Origin of the sequence: Shewanella sp. TC10 (assembly GCF_009663145.1) — a bacterium.
Lineage (GTDB): Bacteria > Pseudomonadota > Gammaproteobacteria > Enterobacterales > Shewanellaceae > Shewanella.
Genome location: NZ_VKHR01000017.1, coordinates 1 through 21,025, shown reverse-complemented (window position 1 = coordinate 21,025; position 21,025 = coordinate 1). Strand labels below are relative to the sequence as shown.

At 40.6% G+C, this 21,025-nt stretch carries 16 protein-coding genes; 13 read left to right on the top strand and 3 right to left on the bottom strand.

The genetic code is table 11. The annotated features are described in order from the left end of the window. The first annotated feature begins 85 nt into the window (after nucleotides 1-85). The 3 genes from FNZ24_RS08020 to FNZ24_RS08010 all read left to right on the top strand — a co-directional run bounded on the left by FNZ24_RS08020 (nucleotide 86) and on the right by FNZ24_RS08010 (nucleotide 2,975). Entirely contained in the window at nucleotides 86-253 is a 168-nt protein-coding gene (locus FNZ24_RS08020) for a hypothetical protein (protein WP_153913966.1), read from the top strand. A gap of 403 nt (nucleotides 254-656) precedes the next feature. Beyond that, nucleotides 657-1,622, top strand: a complete 966-nt coding sequence (locus FNZ24_RS08015) for a tryptophan 2,3-dioxygenase (protein ID WP_153913965.1) — start codon at nucleotides 657-659, stop codon at nucleotides 1,620-1,622. 99 nt (nucleotides 1,623-1,721) lie between these two features. Beyond that, nucleotides 1,722-2,975 carry an aminotransferase class V-fold PLP-dependent enzyme gene (locus FNZ24_RS08010; RefSeq protein ID WP_153913964.1) on the top strand — a complete coding sequence of 418 codons (1,254 nt, stop codon included), beginning with the start codon at nucleotides 1,722-1,724 and terminating at the stop codon, nucleotides 2,973-2,975. 119 nt (nucleotides 2,976-3,094) lie between these two features. Here FNZ24_RS08010 and FNZ24_RS08005 read toward each other — a convergent pair whose 3' ends face one another. From FNZ24_RS08005 to FNZ24_RS07995, 3 genes are all read right to left on the bottom strand, one after another. Continuing rightward, complete coding sequence (locus FNZ24_RS08005) at nucleotides 3,095-3,760, bottom strand: DedA family protein (protein ID WP_153913963.1); 666 nt, start codon at nucleotides 3,758-3,760, stop codon at nucleotides 3,095-3,097. 322 nt (nucleotides 3,761-4,082) lie between these two features. Continuing rightward, on the bottom strand, nucleotides 4,083-4,808 hold the full coding sequence (gene trmH / locus FNZ24_RS08000; protein WP_153913962.1) for a tRNA (guanosine(18)-2'-O)-methyltransferase TrmH: 726 nt from the start codon (nucleotides 4,806-4,808) through the stop codon (nucleotides 4,083-4,085). A 249-nt stretch (nucleotides 4,809-5,057) separates the two neighbouring features. Further along, nucleotides 5,058-5,882, bottom strand: coding sequence for a mechanosensitive ion channel family protein (locus FNZ24_RS07995; protein ID WP_153913961.1), 825 nt, complete (start codon nucleotides 5,880-5,882; stop codon nucleotides 5,058-5,060). A gap of 338 nt (nucleotides 5,883-6,220) precedes the next feature. Between FNZ24_RS07995 and FNZ24_RS07990 the strand changes: the two genes are divergently transcribed. The 10 genes from FNZ24_RS07990 (at nucleotide 6,221) to FNZ24_RS07945 (ending at nucleotide 20,928) form a co-directional block, all read left to right on the top strand. Then, on the top strand, nucleotides 6,221-7,483 hold the full coding sequence (locus FNZ24_RS07990) for a glycosyltransferase (protein ID WP_153913960.1): 1,263 nt from the start codon (nucleotides 6,221-6,223) through the stop codon (nucleotides 7,481-7,483). A 319-nt stretch (nucleotides 7,484-7,802) separates the two neighbouring features. Beyond that, complete coding sequence (locus tag FNZ24_RS07985) at nucleotides 7,803-8,360, top strand: DUF4377 domain-containing protein (RefSeq protein WP_153913959.1); 558 nt, start codon at nucleotides 7,803-7,805, stop codon at nucleotides 8,358-8,360. 1,161 nt (nucleotides 8,361-9,521) lie between these two features. Beyond that, nucleotides 9,522-10,439 (top strand): LysR family transcriptional regulator, encoded by a 918-nt coding sequence (locus FNZ24_RS07980; RefSeq protein WP_153913958.1) that lies wholly within the window; start codon nucleotides 9,522-9,524, stop codon nucleotides 10,437-10,439. A gap of 923 nt (nucleotides 10,440-11,362) precedes the next feature. Next, nucleotides 11,363-12,916 carry an ammonia-forming cytochrome c nitrite reductase subunit c552 gene (locus FNZ24_RS07975; RefSeq protein ID WP_153913957.1) on the top strand — a complete coding sequence of 518 codons (1,554 nt, stop codon included), beginning with the start codon at nucleotides 11,363-11,365 and terminating at the stop codon, nucleotides 12,914-12,916. Nucleotides 12,917-13,216: 300 nt separating this feature from the next. Then, a complete protein-coding gene (locus tag FNZ24_RS07970; RefSeq protein WP_153913956.1) occupies nucleotides 13,217-13,777 on the top strand; it encodes a sugar O-acetyltransferase in 561 nt (186 codons plus the stop codon). Nucleotides 13,778-13,793: 16 nt separating this feature from the next. Continuing rightward, nucleotides 13,794-14,216 carry a ribosome recycling factor family protein gene (locus tag FNZ24_RS07965; protein WP_153913955.1) on the top strand — a complete coding sequence of 141 codons (423 nt, stop codon included), beginning with the start codon at nucleotides 13,794-13,796 and terminating at the stop codon, nucleotides 14,214-14,216. Between the two features lie 590 nt (nucleotides 14,217-14,806). Then, nucleotides 14,807-17,632 (top strand): xanthine dehydrogenase family protein molybdopterin-binding subunit, encoded by a 2,826-nt coding sequence (locus FNZ24_RS07960; RefSeq protein WP_153913954.1) that lies wholly within the window; start codon nucleotides 14,807-14,809, stop codon nucleotides 17,630-17,632. Then, nucleotides 17,629-18,159 carry a (2Fe-2S)-binding protein gene (locus tag FNZ24_RS07955; protein ID WP_153913953.1) on the top strand — a complete coding sequence of 177 codons (531 nt, stop codon included), beginning with the start codon at nucleotides 17,629-17,631 and terminating at the stop codon, nucleotides 18,157-18,159. Before FNZ24_RS07960 ends, FNZ24_RS07955 begins: the two co-directional genes overlap by 4 nt. 119 nt (nucleotides 18,160-18,278) lie before the next feature. Continuing rightward, entirely contained in the window at nucleotides 18,279-19,136 is an 858-nt protein-coding gene (gene mepA, locus FNZ24_RS07950) for a penicillin-insensitive murein endopeptidase (protein WP_153913952.1), read from the top strand. Nucleotides 19,137-19,317: 181 nt separating this feature from the next. Then, nucleotides 19,318-20,928, top strand: a complete 1,611-nt coding sequence (locus FNZ24_RS07945; RefSeq protein WP_153913951.1) for an ABC-F family ATPase — start codon at nucleotides 19,318-19,320, stop codon at nucleotides 20,926-20,928. Nucleotides 20,929-21,025: the final 97 nt, after the last annotated feature.

Sequence of the window (21,025 nt, the reverse complement as noted above, 5' to 3'; positions counted from 1 at the left end):
GCTGTATTCGCGCCTTTTACAAGCCTTAACCCTTTCTTAACCCTCCCATCGTTATGCTAAAGCCAATATTAGCGGGAGAGCATCAATGACATTTCGATATTCCATAATTGCACTAGTGTTAACGACCGTAGTCTGCTGCGCTGCCAATGACAGTGCTAACTTTGCCTCTCAGGCCACTGACAATCGTACTCAGACTATAGAACTGTTAATCCAGCAAGTGAACCAAGATGAAATAGTTGCAGGGTTGAAGTGACTTTCTAGTTGCTATATTTAGACGCTAAGTTTTGTCGCTAAATAGTGTTACAGGTTGAAGGTCAGTGAAGCCTTCAGCCTGAGAGTTATTTTAATCATGTCATTTTTTATCAATCCAATTTATTCAAGCTGGTAGCTTAACGCTTCTCTTTAACGCTTCTGTTTAACTTTCTCTTTAAAGCATCTCTTTTAAATGAGTTGTTTGAACACTATTGATCTTCAAAAAGTGCAGCTTCAATTCTGTCTCATATTCTGTAAATGTAAATTAAAACTGACGCCATAATTGAGGCCTTGTTAGTCAGTCTTTAACCTACGTGATAGGTTATTTATTTGTCGCTTAATTTACGAACTTTAGCGGCATTTCACTGATATTAAACACAAGTCACTCACCAAAGGAGTTTTACATGGGGTGCCCACTTGGTCATAAGTCTGCGAGTCAGCCGGATAATAACAATGAGACCAAAGCTAACTTTAGAGAGCTAGAAGATAGTATTCATACTGATTTTAAAGATGATATGTCCTATGGCGATTATCTCAATCTTGAGAAAATCTTATCGGCGCAGCAACCTTTGTCAGATCAACATGACGAGATGCTTTTTATTGTTATTCATCAAGCCAGTGAGCTTTGGCTTAAGCTTGCGGGACATGAGTTAACTTGTGCTATTGATAATATTAACACTGGCGATTTTGGCCATGCTTTTAAAGTCATCTCTCGTGTGAAACAGATTTTGAATCAGCTCACTCAATCATGGAATATTCTCGCCACACTGACCCCTGTCGACTACCTCAAATTTCGTGATGCCTTAGGTCATTCATCGGGGTTTCAGTCCTATGGTTATCGCAAAATTGAGTTTTTATTAGGTAACAAAAATGCTGACTTACTTGAGGTGCACAAAAGTCATCCTGAGGTATATCAAGAGTTAAATGATTTACTGCATGCACCGAGTTTATACGATGTGAGTATTCAAGTACTTAAGGACAGAGGCCTGATCACTGCCCAAGAATTCTCTGATAAATCAATCGATGATAAACCAATCGATGATAAAAACGTAACTGATGATGAATTAAGCCGCTTTGATTCTAACAATCACGATTTCAGCAAACCGTACCAATCTCAAAAGTGTGTGCTTGATGCTTGGATCAAGGTTTATCAAGATGCCGATAAGCATTTTGACTTGTACGAACTGGCTGAAAAGTTAGTCGATATTGAAGATAGTTTTCAGCAATGGCGCTTTAAACATATGTATACCGTGCAGCGGATCATTGGTAATAAGGCCGGAACAGGCGGCTCATCTGGTGTTGAGTTTTTGAAAAAGTCTTTAGATATTAGCTTTTTCCCTGAGTTATTTGAGCTTAGAACGCATCTGTAACCAGGGCTATAAAAGCCTAAGCTAATAAGCGCATTTTTGAAGAGATAAAAACGCACTTTTGAAGAGATAAAACGTACTTTTGCAGAGATAAAAACAAAAATGAATAATCATGACGCGGGGCAATTACAGCAATACTATAGCGATTTTAATGTCAGTGAACGGATATTACTTTCTGGTCACTCTCACCAAGCTTGGCCTGATGTGGCGAAGCAAGGTGTGTTAGATTGTTATAACGATGCAGCACTTCATATTGATGATAAGTGGGGACTTGCACTGGCTAAAGCCGATAAAGTGCGAGATTTCTATCGTCGTTTAATGGGAGAAGCCAATGGCCAAATTGCGCTTGGTTCTTCAACTCATGAACTGATTTTGCGCTTTATTTCTGACTTAGATTATTTCACCGCAGCTTCATCAAGTTCCTCGACTACTCATTCAAATAGCAGTTCAGCGATTACTTCCAAAAAACAGCCAAAAAGGCCGTTAAAAATAGTCACTACCGATGGCGAGTTTCATTCTTTAAGACGGCAACTACAGCGCCTGCAAGAGCTTAATTGCACAATCGAAGTTGTGCCTGTATTTCCAAGTGACACGCTTGCTCAAAGAGTTATCGAAAAGATTGATGCAGACACAGATGCGGTGATGTTGTCAGCGGTGTTCTTTAATACCAGTGAGATATTTTACGATGTTGGGCTCGTCGCCAAAGCGGCAAAGTCGCTAAATGTGCCTTGTTTAGTTGATGCCTATCATGCGCTAAATGTGGTGCCGTTTAATTTGGCTGCGTGGCAATTAGAGTCAGCCTTTATCGTTGCGGGCGGCTATAAGTATTGTCAGGCTGGCGAGGGAAATTGCATGATGCGTATTCCGGCTGGTTACCAAGGTCATCCCATTATCACGGGGTGGTATGCAGAGTTTGATGTATTAGATCAAGTGCCTGGAAAGGTGGGGTATGGTCAGGGACAATCTGCTTTCGCGGGATCAACTTATGATCCCACAAGTCATTATCGAGCATGTGCTGTATTTGAATTTTTCGAGCAGCAACAATTAACCGATCTTGTGTTACGTGATATCAATCAAGCGCAGATTGGCCGCCTGTGGCAAGGGATTGAGGCTATTGGAGCAGATAAAGTTGGCCTTGCGCTACCTCAACATGAATTATCGGCCAATGGCGGTTTCTTATCACTGACGACTCCTCATGCAGCTAATTGGGTGCAACTGTTAGCAAACAATAATGTGCTTTGCGATAGTCGAGGCAATCAGTTGCGATTAGGCGCGGCGCCTTATGTGACGAATACGCAAATTGACCATGCGTTAAATATTATTGAAGATTCATGCTCAACTGTTGGCCAAGGATAGATAATTAAACGCCGCAGTTTAGTTACTGTGGCGACTAATTCAGACAGAAGCCACTTGTATTGCTATCAAGAGATACTGCTTTTTTTAGCGGTAAATCAATAACAAATGGCTTGTCATCACTAATGGTTGCTTGGTTGTGATTTACCTGTTTTAGATTTAATCGTGAACCGAACAAGCATTGCGACGATTGCCGATATCATTAAACATAAACTGATCACAATGAAGCCTTTGCTTAGTTGCTCCTGATACTCAGCTAGTATCGGGTTGTTCATTACCCATCGACCGACCATGAGTAATGAAAAGCTCCAGATTAACGCACTGGTAAAACTCATTAACATAGTGCGCTTTATACCCAGTTTACGAATACCCATTAACATAGGGGTTAACACTCTGACGAAAGGGATAAAGCGTGAAAAGAATAACGCTAAAAAGCCGTACTTTTCTAATAAATTTGATGCTCGATCAAGGGTATTATCAGGTAAGCCATTCTCTACTTTAGTCACAATAGGGTGGTGAGATAACCACCGACCTTGAAGGTAGGCAATGATGGAACCTAAGCCTGCAGCAATAGTGAGCAAGATGAGCGCATAATTAAATTCCACTACGCCCAAGCCAACCAGTCCTCCAACAAATAACACTAAGCCATCGCCAGGCAAGGGCAGGAAAACAAAGCTCGATTCTAAAAACAGGATTAAGGCTAATATCAACATCAAGTAATGCACTGTGGTCATTTCTAACAGAGCATCAAAATCTTGATGCCAAATCGATTGCAGTATCTCTATCATGGACAGCCTCAAAATGGCGAATGGCATATTTTATTGGCTAAATGACCATTCGCTGTAAATCACTGCGGGCTAGATTATCACTTCGATGAATGGGACTTCATTAAATAACCATCATGCTTGTAATTGCAGATGAAACCTATGTTAACTGCATGAGTGTTCTAGGTTGTTTTATAATCGTTTTCGGTGGTTGGGAATCATTTTGAGCAGAGGGTGTATTTAGATAAATTTATATAAAATAGTGCGTTACGGTTTTTAAAGTAAGATAAGTGTTTAACCCTGTCGATGACTCTTATGGATTAAACACTTATTCGTAAAGTTGAGATCAAGCGTTTGATATATCCCCTTCATCACAGTCAAGAGCTTCAGGATCTGGCGCTCGCATTCGATCCCACCACTGTTCATCTGCGTCAATCTGGCCTTGTTCATCAATAGCGGGATAAGGAATATTTTTTCTTCGGCAGGCTTTTGCGTAAATAGGGTGACCTTGCTCAAACAACTTCGTTTGACAGTACTGGTGATCAAGCTGCCTGTTGTTGTACATTCCAGCTTGTTGGCGCTGCCTTTGTGCTTCGTACATAATTAATGCGCCAGCCACCGACACATTTAATGACTGCACCATGCCTACCATAGGGATAATGATGTGCTGATCGGCAGAGGCTATCGCTTCAGGGCTAACACCATCACGCTCATTACCCAGTACAACCACTGTTGGTTTAGTGTAATCGACTTCGCGAAAATCTACCGCAGTATCAGAAAATGTCGTCGCTAATACCTGCATCCCTTGGGCTTTAAACTGCTCATAAGCGTCAGTGTAAGTCACATGTTTAACGGTATTGACCCAGCGATGGCTACCCGATGAGGTATTACCTGAAACCCATAAACTGTCTTCTGGCATAACCGCATGAATTTGATGAATACCAACACTGTCAGCTGTGCGAACTGTGGCTGCAATATTATTGGTTTTATGCACCTTATCTAGGCAAACCGTGAGGTCGACTTGGCGGTTATCAAGCATTTCATTGATGCGGGCTAAACGTTCTGGAGTCATGGGTGTAATTCTACTTATTCACAATAATTGATTGATATAACGAGATTTACTTTAAGGTGGTCAGTGACATAACTGGCTAAGCTTAAAGATTTTCGGGGGGATTATAGCTTAATAAAGGACTAACATTCGACGCTAATGTCCTCGACTTGATAAAGAGGAGCAAGTGTTGAAGATAAATTTGTGTACCAGAAAATAAAACGAGCAAGGCTAAAAGCACTTGCTCGTAATGATTTCACATGAGCAAAAATATTACTCTTTTTCGATAATTAATTTTCTGTGCGGGAACGGAATTTCAATACCTGCTTCATCTAGGGCTTTTTTGATTTGCTCTGGAATTGAATACAAAATATCGAAGTAATGCTCACCATGACAGAAAGGACGGACTAAGAAGTCCACTGAGCTGTCGTTCAAGGTTTCAACTTCAACAAATGGTGCTGGGTCTTTTAAAATATGTGGGTGAGCGGCCAATACCGTATCAATGACTTTTCTCACTTCATCGGTATTTTCTTTATAAGCTACGCCAAAATGCATATCAACACCACGGATGTCGTGGAATGAGTGATTGACGATTTGCGCGCCCCAAATTTGACTATTTGGCACAATAATATGTTGATTATCAAAGGTCTTTAGGATAGTGGTGAATAAGTCGATTTCTTGCACGTTACCGAAACGATCTGCAGCGCTAATAAAATCGCCCACTTTATAAGGGCGGAATAATAGCAACATGACGCCAGCAGCAAGGTTAGATAATGTGCCTTGTAATGCTAAACCTACAGCTAAGCCAGCAGCACCTAATAATGCAACGATTGAAGCTGTTTGCACCCCAAAGCGATTTAATACCGCAATCGCAACAAACGCGAGAATGATGTATTTAGCAACACTGCCTAAAAAACGGAATAAAGTATTGTCGAGCTTATCGTAACGCTCACCAATTTTATTAATGATTGAACTGGCTTTATTAGCGATATATAGACCAACAATTAATATAATTGCGGCTAATAACACATTAATTCCAACATCAATAATGAGTGGTAGGTATTGATTTATATCGATTTGTTCTACGTAATCTTGCATTTAATGCCTCCTGCATAAAAGGATACTTGCCTTAGATTCAACAAATACTGTGTATTGGATGCTGGCGCTTGCTAACAGCTTGTTTAGCTGATTAATTTAGTCCAGTTACATGATATTGTTGTTATCGAATCTAGCTTAGCACAACCTAATGCAATATGTGATGACAACAGGTTGAAGGTTCATATCAAAGGGGTTGTTTTTGCTTAAGTTCTTTATGCCTAAGTTCACTATGCTTAAGTTCTCTATGATTAAGTTCTCTATGATTAAGTTCTCTATGCTGATACCCAATGATGACGCTTATATGATGCTCAATCTAAAAAGGCCTTGAGGATAACGAGATGAACATTTTGCTACTCACTATTGGATCTCGTGGAGATATTGAGCCTTTTATTGCTCTGGGAATCGGTTTGCAGGCACATGGCCATCAGATTGTTGTTTGTACTCATCAACGTTTTCAATCAATCGTTGAAGACCATGGACTCAATTATCAATACCTTAGTAATGATCTGTTTAAGCTAATGGAAGGCGGCAGTGTTGAAAGCATGGGAAGTTTATTCAAAGGCATTAACACCGCGATTAGGCTAATGAAGCTGGCAAAACCAATAAATGGACAGTTGATGACGGATAGCATTAAAGCAGGAATAAAAGCGCAGCCTGATCTCGTTATTTACCATCCTAAGTGTATCGTTGCTCCATCTATTGCTGAGAAGTTTAATGCTCCGGCTGTCATGGCATTACTACAGCCTATGCTAGTTAAAACCAGTGACTTTCCTCTAATAGGTTTACCCAATATTAGTGGTGTCACAAATCGCTTAAGTTATCGATTAGCGAGTTTGGGTTTTAAACCCTATTTGAAACAGCTTAATCTACTTAGAAAGTCACTTTTAAACTTGCCTAAATTGAGCGACAAAGCAGGCGTGTTCTCAATGAATACGGGTAAAGCCATTCCTGTATTACATGCCTTTAGTAAGCACATAGTGACTCGCCCGCAAGACTGGCCGCAAAACACGGTATTAACCGGTTACTGGTTTCTAAAAAAGCACAATGATTTCTCACCTGATAAGAAAATTATTGATTTCATTACCGATGGTAAACCACCTGTTTATATAGGCTTTGGCAGTATGTTGGGTAAAGATCCTGTCAAAACCGCACGATTGGTGATTGATGCCGTTGTTAAAGCTGAGGTGAGAGCGATTATTGTCACTGGTTGGGGCGGCCTTAAACTTGGTGATGTTCCAAGCCAGGTATTAGTTATCGACAATGTGCCCCATGAGTGGTTATTTCCGCAAGTTGCCGCAGTGGTTCATCATGGCGGTGCTGGTACGACAGCCGCAGGGCTTATAGCTGGTAAGCCAACGTTAATTTGTCCTTTCTTTGCAGACCAACCCTTTTGGGGAGATAAAGTGGCAGCATTAGGACTAGGGCCGACAGCGATTAAACAAAAGAACCTCACTATTGATAATCTTGCTGAGGGCATTGTGCAAATGGTGTCTGATAAACAAATGCAGCACCAAGCTCAACAAATAGCTGAGCAATTATCTCAAGAAGATGGCATAGAGAATGCGATTAAGTGGTTAAAGCAGCAGGGATTGTTAACTTAGGCTAACTTAGATTAATTTAGTACCTAAGCCGAAATATGATTTGAGGGAAGGGAGGTTTTTAGGGTATTCAGACGCTGACGGATAATAAAAGTTAAGCTCACTTTTGGAGATAAGTACGTTAGTCACTCGTCCTTTTAATCACAGATTGCTTTTCCACTGAATTATTACATGTGCATTATGAGTGCACTTACCAAGATACAAGGTGTTACAAGCTTTGCCTTGCTGCTTTTTTAAGCTTGAGAGTATTATAACTTCACAATATCACCCTCGATTTTAAGTGCTTTCAATATCAAAATAGCAACAAACGGAATTTAAACATATGAAATGGACTTTACCCTTTACTACATTATTTTTATTAATAATATTTTTCTCTCTCACTGGCTGCAGTGACTCTGATAGTAATGATGAGCAAAAAGTACAACGAGAAATTTGGAATATAGTCGGTAACCCAGCGCTTTGTCAGGGTGTGATTACAAGATTTTGCCTCAGATATATAGTCGAAGGGAGTGATGAAGAAACAGTATTATATGATCCAGTAGAAGGTTATAACCATACTTGGGGAGCAAGTGACAGAATAGAAATTGAAAAAAGTCCAATTTCCAACCCTCCTGCCGATGGGTCGAGTATGAAATATACTTTGTTAAATATTATCGATAACAGTGCAGACCCTTTAGGTAGTATTTATACCTATAATGATGTTCCTTTCAATCAGGCTAGCTTTATTCAAGATGGAGATATATTTTTTCTCTTAGGCTATGAAGTAAATTGCTCAGCAGCAATGTTATGTAATGAACTTTTAGACTTAGCCGAAAACGATGTCATTCTTAATCTTGAAATAAAATATAATAATGAAGGTGAAATTGTTCGTTGGTTTTAGTTTTTTCTTAGCTGAGATAGTACATCAAGTTTATAGTGTCACAACTATTTGGGTCACTACTTTATAGATTTCTAAATCGAAATTAAATTTCTATCATTAGATAAGTGATGGAAGTGACAAGTGGTACTAACTCACTTTGGGGCAGAAACGTTTTACGATAACTAAATTTATATTGGGACAGTTATGGGAAACCATATCTTCAATCTAATCCATTGCCTGCCGCAGGGATGTTCAGGATGAACTGAATGTCGCGATCACATGGTCAATGATGTTCCCTATATCATAATGACATTTCCCATATCCCTATGGGTCAGATGTGAAATAGAGACCTTATGTGCAGATACAACTGCGAGACGCTGCACTTTTTATTTAAATCAAAAGGTCCCTGTAAGCTCTGCCAAAACATCCATGTTTTGGTCATATTTGTTCCCGACAAATATTGACATTCCCGCCATTCTTGGCAGTCAGAAGCTCGCTGCTGCATCTACACTGGGATTATTGTCTCTTCGATTTGACGGTATTCGCGACAACTAAAAAATCAAAAAGATACAAATCTAAAAGACTCAGTTTGAATTGAGGACGCAGAGAAAATAGCGTGAGCCTGACAGGACGTCAGGCTAGCTTTCGCGGTGCATGGTCACTCCTTGGCACACATGCCATCGTGACATTCATAAATCCATTTACTTCAGATGCACCATCGGAAGTGTTAGCATTTTTACTTATTTGCAATAAAGAGGTGGCCGAAGCAGTCTACAAGCGAGGTTGAAAGCTGGATCAACCTCCGTTGAAAACATGCGCTTTTCAGCATTTTTCGTTGGGTTACAGGGAGTATAGAGGGTATTGCTGTTGATACCCTCTTGGCCTGTTCTTTACAAAAGAATGGGCGAAGCGCCACGACTTTGATTTTAATCCAAACGGAGTTTGGAAATACAGAAAGGAAACTTACGCTCAAAATTAGCTAGAGCTAAGCGGCATGGCGCTGTTTTTTATTGCAAAAAAATTTTAAGTCATAAAATGAGTTAGGGAACCAATTCTATAATTCATTAAATGAGAAGCTCGTATTTTATATATAATTATCAAATATAAATTGATAATAAGGTTTGGTGCATTAATCATTACTGGATATGATGAGAGCCACTTTCTCATAATCATGGTCAAATTATGCTTCTTGAAGATCTGGTAGTGATTCTAAAAGTCGCTGAATTTCGAAGTATTACTGCTGCGGCGACTAATTTAGATATGCGTACGGCGACCGCGAGCGCTGCTGTTAAGCGTGTTGAAGCATCACTAGGTGCTGAGCTATTTGTTAGAACCACCCGCCATTTACGTTTATCAACTGCAGGCGAGCGCTACCTTCCTCATTGTGAACAAGCATTAAAAATGCTTGAGCAAGCAAAGCTAAATATGCGAGAAGACTCTGGCATTATTGATGGTGAGATTCGTATTGCACTGTCATCTGATTTAGGCAGAAACCTAATCACGCCTTGGCTTGATGAGTTTTTAGATCAATACCCAAACGTAACCCTTCGTAGCAGTATCAGTGACAGTAAAATTGATTTCTATCGCGACTCTGTGGATATGGCGCTGCGTTATGGCTCCCCTAACGATGCCACTATGTATGGTTTTAAAATCTGCGATGTTCCAAGAGTCGTCTGTGCTAGCCCTGAATATGTTGCGGCGCATGGTAGCCTTAGTTCACCTGAAGACATCGCACAGCACAATGGCTTGCTGTATCAGTTACAGGATATTTTGCAGGACGATTGGCAGCTAAATGACGGTAAGCAAGAACACAAAGTAAAGCTTAAAGGCAACCGTGCATCTAATGATGGTGATCTAGTTAGACGATGGTGTGTTGCGGGCAAAGGGATCGCCATTAAGTCTTGCTTAGATATGTCTACAGATTTATTGGCCGGTAGAGTGGTTAATGTGATGCCAGGCTATAGTCCTACAGCAACTGAGCTATGGCTAGTGTGTCCCAGCCGTCAATCAATTACACCTACAATGCGCTTACTTAGAGATATGTTTAGAACAAACGCAGAAGCGATTCTTGATAAATTAAATCAGCAAGAATTAATATAGGTGCTGTTATTAAATTATCTTTCAGTTAATAAATTAAATGATTAAACTCAGTTTAGTTTATCAATAGGGGGATTATTTTAATTTGAAACTTGATGGTGCTGATTTATAAATAAGGTGTTGGTAATTTACCTTTAGTTAAATAACTTTATTGTAAATTGCTAAATTAGTTTTTATATGTCGTGATTTTTATAGTTTTATCTTTAGTGTTGTCTGCGGTGTTTATATGCTTGTGTAATTTTCAGTTTTTATTGGCGTTTATTGTTTTTGATTGCTTTGAATTGTTATTTATATAATGCTTTATTCGCTTTCAATAAAATTAATAAATAATTAAGCTTGATTTAAGGTTTGCACGTTAGGTCTGGTTTTTACCCTTTAAATTATACTGTTACCCTTGTATTAATCTTGATGTGGCTTTAGTTTTCAGCGTTTTTGTGAACTGAAATATTAGCAGTTGTTACCACTTTAAGCTTTCTCATAAAACTTTACTGGTAGCTTAGTTTTTTATTAAGTGGTTGTTTTTATTTAATTAGATATCAGTTTTGTTTTGCTTTATACCATTTTGTTAATGTAGCAATCGCTGACATAATCGAAATTTAACCATAATTCCTCTTTAAAAATATATGCAAATACCCCTAAAGGAGTATTCCTTTTGCTGGGTAAAATTTGAAGTTCGACATGTATTTTGATTCGGTTTGTTAATGGTCACATTAATACAGTAAAGCCCTGCCACTCTATTTTTGTTGTGATAATAATTGTATTGAATTTATTAGAATTTCCATTAATGAAATATTGAAGGGTATTCTTTGTAGCCATAAGGGAGACAGTGTTACTTCCATGGCTTTAATAAATTAACTTAATAAATAATTAGTGATGATGAATAAATTATTAAGTGTAAATAATAAAAATCCCAATGAGGAATGATGATGAAATTAAGAAAACTAGCTGCCGCAGTAATGCTAACTACCGCATTTACAGGTTACAGCATTGCAGGTGAAGTCGATTTATACAAAAGTGAAAACTGGCAAAAAAGCTTCCCAGAACAATATAAAACTTGGGCTGAAACTGAGCAGAGCACACCTGCAAATGGCGAGTTAGATGATTTACTCGCTGCTAACCCTAACCTAGTTTCTGCATGGGCTGGTTATGGATTTGCTAAAGACTACAACCGTGCTCGCGGTCATCACTTTGCACTAACTGATATCGTTAAAACATTACGTGTTGGCCACCCAATGGTAGGTCATGACGGTAAGATGGTTGGTGAAGCAATGGCGGCAAGCTGTTGGTCATGTAAAACACCTGATGTTGCTCGCATGTATGATGAAGTCGGCGAAGGCAAGTTTTCTGATAATACCTGGTCAACTTGGGGCCATGAGATGTCTAACACCATAGGTTGTGCTGACTGTCATGAATTAGGTAAAGAAGAAATACGATTAAGCCGTCCGTATGCAGACCGCGCAATGAAAGCGATTGGTAAAGACTTCGATAAGCAAGATGCCACAATGCAAGCAAGTCAGACGTGTGCCCAGTGTCACGTTGAATACTACTTCGATGGTACAGATGAGAAGAAAGTTAAATACCCAATGGATTACTGGGTACCAGGCGTGAACACAGATTATAAAGAGTTTGTGGGTTACAAAGGAACTGACGGTTTATACGAAGGTTTTGCGGCTGAAGCACAACTTGCATATTTCGATAGCCGCGGCTTTAAAGATTGGACCAATGCTGTTTCTGGTGCGCCAATGATTAAAGCGCAACATCCAGAATTTGAAAACATGCTTGATCGAACTGAGCATGCAATGGATAGCCATTTAGAGTTTGGCTGTACTACTTGTCATATGCCTAAAGCTGAAAATGAAAAGGGCGGCAAATATTCTAACCATAAAGTGACGTTTGAAGCTGAAACATTACCATCAAGCTGTCAAAGCTGTCATGAAGCAGAAGACTTCAAAGAAATCCTTGATGAGCGTAAAGCTGAAATCAACAAACTACGTTTTGAAGCCGACGGCACAGACCCACGTTTGACTGAAGTTCATTTTAAAGCGCAAGCAATTTGGGCTGCTAATGGCATTGAAGGTTTAGAAGCGGGTAAAGGCATTGCAGAAGCGAAAGGTAACTACGAAGCTGCGCTGAAAACTAAATCAGTACTATCTGGTGAAATGAACAGCTTACTGACCAAAGTAAGAAATGCACAGTGGTTCTGGGATAGTGCAACAGCATCTCATGGTATCCATGCTCACAACCCTGCTGAAGCCATCCGTTTGTTAGAGAAGTCTAACGGTATTTTAGATACAGCAATCACTGAAGCTGATGCATTACTGAAAAAGTACGCACCAGAATATAAGTACGATGCAACTAAATACGATACGAAAGCGAAAGTTCAGCCACTTGTTGGTTTAGACCTTGAAGCAATGAAAGCGTCAAAAGAACTATTTCTTGAAAAGCGTGTAGAAAAAGAATGGCCAGTAGAGCTTAAGTAATTCAGTTACTGACACTTTAATGAATCAGTGCAATTTGAATAAATAGACTCTCCACTATCACCGTTCAAATCTGTCACTGTGGCAGCAAAATGCCAGTCGATGTTCATCGACTGGCATTTTTATTGTTCAGTATTTTTCTCACTTTTTATTTGAGAAATTATGATAAAGCAATAGCGATTAGCGGGTTATTTCAAAACACTAGGTATTAATCCACGGTATAATCCTGCTGAACTGAATGTGGGTGTAGTATTTCTATAGTCTGAGAATGAATTACAAAGTAATAGAGGTACAGAGGTGACGATGACAGAGTTTGAAAAGATGACCTCAGGGCAAGCATTTAATGGTGGCGATAGTGAGTTAAATGTAATGCGTGATACTGCGACGATGGCATTAGTTGAACTTAACCAGACAGTAGATGATATAAGACGAGTTGCATTATTTAAGCGTTTATTTGCTCACTTTGGTGAAGGCTCCGTGATTCGTTCACCATTTTCGTGTGAGTTTGGTAAAACTATTTCCATAGGTGATAACAGCTTTATTAACTTGAATGTCACTATGCTTGATGGCAGCTTTATTACCATTGGCAATAATGTGCTAGTGGGGCCTAACACTCAGTTTTACTCGGCAAGCCATGACTTAGATTACCGTCAGCGCAAGCAGTGGCAAACCCACTGTCTACCTATCGTGGTCGAAGACGACGTATGGATTGGTGGTAATGCGATAATCAATCAAGGCGTTACCATTGGAGCGCGTTCAGTGATTGCTGCAAACTCTGTTGTCACAAAAGATGTCCCTGCAGATTGTCTTTATGGCGGAACGCCGGCTAAGTTAATTCGCCATTTAACTGAAAATGACGCTTAAGGGCTTACGCTAGTTTATGCATAAAGACGCTATCACCATTGCACTGCCTTCGCTTATTCATCGCATCGGTAGAGAAAGTGTTAATCAGGCCAAGGTTATCGCAACCAAGCATGGATGTGAGCTCAAACGTGTGCGCCGCTCCAGAAACTGGAGCTTGGTGGGGGAGGCGATTAAGGTTCAATCTTTCAACACTCAACTTAAATCGGCTAGCCTTAAATCTTCTATACTTAAATCTATCAGCCAAGAGTCCTTTGGCTATTTGAGCAAAAAAATTGAAATTGCACTGTTAGATCATGCCGATAAACTGGAGCCTTTAGAAGCCAAGCTCATTCGCCTCATCACTGAAACACCTAGCATTACCTTAGCTGAGCTTATCCAGTTGACTCAATGTACAGAAGTGCAAGCCAGAACGGCTAGGTTTGAAGCGGATACTTGGTAGCTATATCGATTAAAGCAGGTTATTAAGCGAGGCTTTAGGTGTACTTGCTTAGATGCTCTTGCTTAAGTGTACTTGCTTAGGTGCTCTTTCTTAGGTGCTCTTTCTTAGGTGCTCTTTCTTAGGTGCTCTTGCTTAGGTGCTCTTGCTTAAGTGTACTTGCTTAGATGCTCTTGCTTAGATGTACTAACTTAAACCTTACGCTTTTGAAATAACCCACTGATTTGAATTCTATTTCCGCAATTTTTCCAATTACACCTGTTTTACTCCCCTCGGTCACTGGTTATTTATTACGTTTGTTGAATGGCATCAATTAGGCTATTTATCATTAAAGCGAAGTCAGATAAGTCCCCTTTGTGCGCCGACAGTTTCTTTGCTATCACAATTTAGCAAGGTACTTCATGTATCCCTAATTTAAATCGCAATAGATTTGAATCAGTTGCTCAATAGCTGTCTATACTTGCTTACGGGTCTTTATTTTCCTCTGCTTTGTATCTAGATGTGAGGTCATTTGCTGTTAATAGACTCATCCCTTTATTTGACGGTCAATGTTAACCATATTTTTCCATCGGTTAACTTTAGGAGAATTAGGTATGAAACAGTGGGAATTATCCCGACGGGACTTCATGAAAAAGTGCGTTATCGGTGGGGTAACAGTTTATAGTGCACCGATGTTACTGCAGCAGCAAAGTGCAATGGCGACAGGTGTTGCTGCTTCATTGGCAGAAACTTGGTATCAAGATGGCAAACCAGCATTTCGATTTGATGCGATAGAAAAAATTACTGGTGAGAAAATTTACGGCCGTGATTATCGCGCAAAAGATATCCCGTCTTGGCCTGACACTCAACATCATGCCTTTATTGTGCGAGCCCACATTGCAGATAAAGTGTATCAAGGCCTTGACCTCAGTATTATTCCTAAAGAGTTGATGCCCTATAAGATCATTACAGCTGAAGACTTAGAGAGTAATGATCTAAAGTTACCGCCTTTTTATGGCGATAATATGCTGCTTAAAAAAGGCAGTGCGCCAGATTATTTAGGTCATGAAGTGGCCATTTTATTATTTAATGATTTTGCCCAGTTTTTAAAAGCTAAAATGATGCTGCAATTTCATGAGCATTTTGTGCAATACGGCCCTGAAACCGTGCCTTATACTGCAGCCTCAAAACAACCTTATGCAGGCTGGCGAATTATCCGTGAAGAGTCAGCTAAAGGCTCCCAAGATGATGATATTTATAGCACATATCACTCGGGGCAGTTTTTCCCTAAATACGAGGGGCAAAAACTGCTCTGGCCTAACCCAGTAAAAGACAGTGATGATATTGGCGAGCGAGGGATGTATCTTGCACAGACTCTTCGTCAAGAGATGACATCAAACGATGATTGGTTTGTATTAAATAAACAATACAAAACTCAATCGATTGAACCTATGATGTTAGAGCCAGAAGCCTACAATGGTTTTTTCGATAAAAAAAGCCAAACTTTGCACGTGGTCATCACGACCCAATCCCCCCAAGATTTTTACCTTCAAGCTGGTAAGGTGCTCAGTGAAAGCCCATTAACCCAATCGATTAAAAACCTTGTGGTTCATTCTCCTTATATTGGAGGCGGATTTGGCGGTAAAGATCACACTATTTTTCCTTATTACGGCATGATTGCATCCATTTTTGCTGACGCACCGGTAAGACTGGCAAACAATCGCTTTGAACAATTTCAGTCAGGACTTAAGCGCCACCCATTCCATTTTACTAACCAGTTAGCATTTGATAAATCGAGCCTTAAACTCAAAGGCTTAGTGGCAGATATTGACCTAGATGGTGGTGGTAGAGTTAACTTCTCCTCGTCCGTTGCCATGGTGGGAGCGAGTGCTATTCAAGGTATTTATTACATTCCCAGAAATGATATTGTGGCGACCTGTTTACCATCATATTTGCCAACGGCCGGTTCAATGCGAGGTTACGGTTCTTTGCAATCAATGGCATCTATAGAAATGATGTTTAATGAAGCGGCAGATGAGATGAAAGTGGATCCATTCAAACTTCGGCGCGTCAACGCCATGGTTAATGGCGACAAAAATACCCAAGGCTCTGTGCCACTTGAAAATATTCGCTACCAAGAAATGCTTGATTTAGCTGAAAAACATGAGATGTGGCAAAACAGGCAAGCCAATAAAACCAAGTTTGACCAAGCCAATCCAGATAAATCAATGGGCGTTGGGTTTGGTTTTGTCAGTAAAGATTACGGCACGGGTTCTAATGCGCCGTCCTCCTATGTTGGCGTAACGCCAGATGGAAAAGTAGTCGTTAAAGTGTTCTCTGTTGAAATGGGTACAGGAACCGACACTTCTCAAGCCAGTTTAATCTCAGAATACTTGGGCTCAGCAGCAGATAACCTTGATATTGCTCAAATAGAAGTGTTTGATGCATTAGAGATTTTTGATGATGCTAGCCCGTATATAATGAGCCAAGAGCATCAAGATAAAATGGCTAAAAATCCACGTTGGACCCCTATGGTCGTATCAGCATCGTCGGCAAGCCAATCAGCTTTTTTTCAAAGTCATTCGACTAAATATGCAGCTAAAATTTTATTTGAAGAGTCATTGTTTATGGCTGCAAAAGTGATATGGGAAAAGCAAGGAACTAGCGGCATCAACATTGCTGATGTGAGCTGGCAAGATGGCCTATTGCACGCTAAAAGCGCAGAGCCATTATCACTGTCTATTATCTGTAAGAAAGCGCATGCCGAAGGCATGATAACGGGTGTTATGACCCATGGTTTTAATCGTTGGCAATGGGCAACAGCAAAATTTGAACTTAATCAGCAGCAAAAAGAATACCCACTAGATGCCATCGCATTGGAATACGGTATCGGCGCCAATGACGCAGTAAAAGCTAAGCAAAATAAACAGGGCTTTGTGGTGCAAGAAAGACAAGCTGTCAATTACCCTGAAGTAAAGCTTAATAGCGCAATGGTACGATATTACACTCCTTGTTTAACTATGGTAGAACTTGCTGTTCATAAGGTTTCTGGCGAAGTTGACATTCTTAGAACGCAAACATGGATAGAACCTGGGAAAGTGCATGTGCGGGAGTTAGTTGAAGGACAAATTGAAGGCGGGCTTACCATGGGGATAGGCCATGTACTTCATGAAGCATTACCACAGGATAATACCGGCGCAGGTAATGGTGAATGGAACATTGACCGTTATAAAGTTCCGTTTGCCAAAGACAATGGTGTGTGGACTCTTGACTACACGCTCCTACCGCCGATTGATGGAAGTGATGAATCAAAAGGCTTAGCAGAAGTGGTGATGATCCCAATTGTTCCCGCGGTTGTTGAGGCGATTTATCAAGCCACTGAAAAACGTTTCTACCATTTACCTATTACAGCTAAAGATATTTCGGAGGGCAAGGCATGAGCACATTAAACTTAACCATCAATGGAAAGCAATATGGCCCACTGGAGATAGATCCAGGCATGCCAATGGTCAACTTTTTACATGAGTATCTCAACCTCACAGGGACTAAATTTGGCTGTGGCGAAGGTATTTGTCATGCTTGTGTAGTGATTGTTGATAATGAAGATGGCACTTCAAGCACCAGGCGGACATGTATTGCAAATGTCATGCTTTTTAATAATCTAAATATTAGAACCATTGAAGGCCATGCAACCAAAAATAACGTGGGTGAAATTATCGCGCTGCATCCTGTGCAAGATGCCTTTATCAAAAACTTCGCGTTTCAATGTGGTTGGTGCGCCCCTGGCTTTACTAACGAAACGGTGTCATTGATTGAAAAACTGAAGTTAAGCCCTATTGCTAAAGATAAAGTGGAGCAAGTCATTGAAGACACCTTAGGAGATCATGTCTGTCGTTGTACTGGATATGTGCGTTACTTTAAAGCGGCTAAAAAATTGATTTTGGCGACCAAAGGCTTAACGGTATAAGCTTTATGGTTAACTCATAGCAAGTTGCTAAGCAATATAAAGCGTATTCCACTCGAATTAGAGTCGCTTTATATTGCTGCTTTACTAGGCTTTTACCTGACATTTACCAGAGAGTCAGCATGTATTATTTATCAATACTGATTAGCATCTTAGTTCTGTGTAATAGCGCTAATGTTCAGGCGCGTTTTAACCCTTGGGAACATGCAAAATCTCCCTTCAATGGGCCTTCAAAGTCGATTGGAGAATATGCTAATGGTTGCTTGTCAGGCGCTGAGGCATTGCCATTATCCGGTGACGGTTTTCAAGTGATTAGGCCGCAACGAGATCGTTATTATGGCCACCCCAATTTGGTCAACTTTGTACAGCAATATGCCATGCAATTGCAAAGTGAAGGGATAGAGCAAATTCTGGTGGGGGATATGTCGATGCCCCGTGGAGGCCAATTTGATTATGGTCACAGTAGCCACCAAATTGGCTTGGATGTGGATATTTGGCTTAAATTAACTGATAAACCTTTAACGGCCAAAGAGCTTAAGTCTCCCACGGCAGTCACAGTGATTGATTTTAACGAGTTTGCGATTAATCGCACTGCATGGAAACCCCAACACAAAACCATGATAATGACCGCGGCTAAAAATCCTAACGTGGAGCGGATATTTGTTAATGGCGCGATTAAGCAACAGCTTTGTAAGGAGCGAACGGAGTCAGATACTTGGCTTAATAAAGTGCGTCCTTGGTGGGGGCACAGTGCTCATATGCATGTTCGCCTAGCCTGCCCTGAAGCAGATATTGATTGTAAACCTCAGCAAGCAATTAAAGCAGGAGATGGCTGTGAAGATATTGATTGGTGGAAGCAGCAGTTTTATATCGCTAAGTCAGCTCCTAAAAAGCCGCTAGATAAAAATAAAAAGCGTCAGCCAAAGCCTCTAAAGAAGAAGCCCCAGCAATGTGAACCACTAACGGTGGCCGCGCCTTGATATACCTCTAACCAATGTAATTTGATGTCGCACCACTTACGCGCGGCGTTTGGGGGCAAATTTATTTATTCCCCCTTATATTTAACTGATTATTGCCTATCTAATGATCGGCAGACTCTGTATACTGCCGCGCTGCTTTTAAAGCTCATTTATTCGACTATTTACCCTGAGGATTGCCGTTATCATTAGTACAAACAACATCACCATGCAGTTTGGCGCTGAGCCTTTGTTTGAAAACATTTCAGCTAAATTTGGCCACGGCAACCGTTACGGTCTGATTGGTGCAAATGGTTGTGGCAAATCAACCTTCATGAAAATCCTCAGTGGTGCGTTAGCACCAAGCTCTGGCAATGTCTCAATTACACCGGGCTTAAAAGTCGGTACCCTGAGCCAAGACCAGTTTGCTTTTGAGCAATACAGTGTGGTTGATACTGTGATCATGGGTGATGCAAAACTGTGGGAAGTGAAGCAAGAGCGTGACCGTATTTACTCTTTACCTGAAATGAGTGAAGAAGACGGCATGAAAGTGGCCGATCTTGAAAGTGAGTTTGCTGAGATGGATGGCTACAGTGCTGAGTCTCGCGCGGGTGAAATTCTGCTAGAGGCGGGTATTGAAGAAAGCTTTCATTTTGGCTTGATGCAACAAGTGGCACCAGGCTGGAAATTAAGAGTATTACTGGCTCAGGCGTTATTCTCTAACCCAGATATCTTGTTACTTGATGAACCGACCAACAACTTGGATATTCATACCATTTCTTGGTTAGCAGGTGAGCTTAACAAGCGTAAGTGCACCATGATTATCATTTCCCATGATAGACATTTCTTGAACTCAGTTTGCACCCATATGGCTGATATTGATTACGGTGAGTTGCGTATTTACCCAGGTAATTACGAATACTTCCTCGAAGCATCTGGCCTTATTCAAGAGCAACTATTAGCAGGCAATGCTAAAAAGAGTGCTGAAATGGCAGAGCTGCAAGACTTTGTTAACCGTTTTGGTGCCAATGCATCTAAAGCGAAACAAGCAAGCTCACGTGCTAAAAAGCTTGATAAAATAAGCTTAGATGAAGTGAAGTCATCAAGCCGTATGACGCCATCGCTACGTTTTGATGAAAGTAAGAAAATGCATCGCCAAGCATTAGTGATTGAAGAGTTAGGCCATGGCTTTGATGGCGAAACCTTATTTAAAGGTGGCGATTTAATTTTAGAAGCGGGCGCTAAGCTTGCGGTTATTGGTGAAAACGGTGTGGGTAAAACCACCTTGCTGCGTTGTTTAGTCAATGAGCTAGCTAATAATCACGGCACTATTAAGTGGTCTGAAAACGCTGCAATTGGTTATTGCCCGCAAGATAGCAGCAAAGACTTTGATAATGATTTGTCATTGTTTGATTGGATGTCGCAGTGGCGTACCCCTAAACATAACGACTTAATGGTTCGTGGCATGTTAGGCCGTTTGTTATTTACTGAAGACGATGCCAACAAGAAAGCCAAAAACTGTTCAGGTGGTGAGAAAAACCGTTTGTTATACGGCAAGTTAATGATGCAAGACGTTAACGTGTTAGTCATGGATGAACCGACTAACCACATGGATATGGAAGCCATTGAAGCGTTAAATAACGCGCTTAAATTGTTTGAAGGTACTTTGATTTTTGTCAGCCACGACCGTGAGTTTGTGTCGTCTTTGGCAACCCACATTATTGATGTGAAAGACCAACAACTGGTGAGCTTCCACGGTACTTTTGACGAGTACTTAGCTAGCCAAGCTGAAGCAGCTGCATTCGCAGGTAAATAAGCACAGCAATTTAGATTTTTCCGCTGATATTGAAATGCCGCGCCCCCTGAGGGTAGCGGCATTTCAATATCAGCGGAAAAATCTAAATTGCTGTGCT